Source organism: Massilia sp. CT11-108, from assembly GCF_047302915.1.
In the GTDB taxonomy this organism is placed as follows: Bacteria; Pseudomonadota; Gammaproteobacteria; order Burkholderiales; family Burkholderiaceae_D; genus Telluria; species Telluria orientalis.
Window position 1 is genome coordinate 1 of sequence record NZ_JBKYMO010001330.1, and the last position, 370, is coordinate 370.

Sequence of the window (370 nt, forward strand, 5' to 3'; positions counted from 1 at the left end):
CGCCGACGAGCTGCGCAAGCTGGGCGCCAAGGTCACGCTGCAACCGGTCAAGGTGCCGCACTGGGTGCGCGGCGAAGAGAAGGGGGCGCTCGTGGACTACCGGGGCCGTCCCGCCGGCGTCACGCAAAAGATCGTGCTGACCGCGCTGGGCGGATCGGGCGCGACCCCGGCCGCCGGCATCACGGCCCAGGTGATCGTCGTGCGCACGTTCGAAGAACTGAAGGCGCGCGCGGCCGAAGTGAAGGGCCGCATCGTCCTGTTCGACGTGCCGTTCGACCAGAACATGGCGGACCGCGGCCTGGCCATACGCGGTGCCTGCCAGGCCGTCGCGTTCCGCGGGGCCGGCCCGCGCATGGCGGCCGAGATGGGT

1 pseudogene is annotated in these 370 nt (G+C 72.2%); it reads left to right on the forward strand.

The features are described 5' to 3' along the window. Positions 1–370 (forward strand): annotated as a pseudogene (locus ACEN88_RS34650) (peptidase M28); the annotation flags it as partial.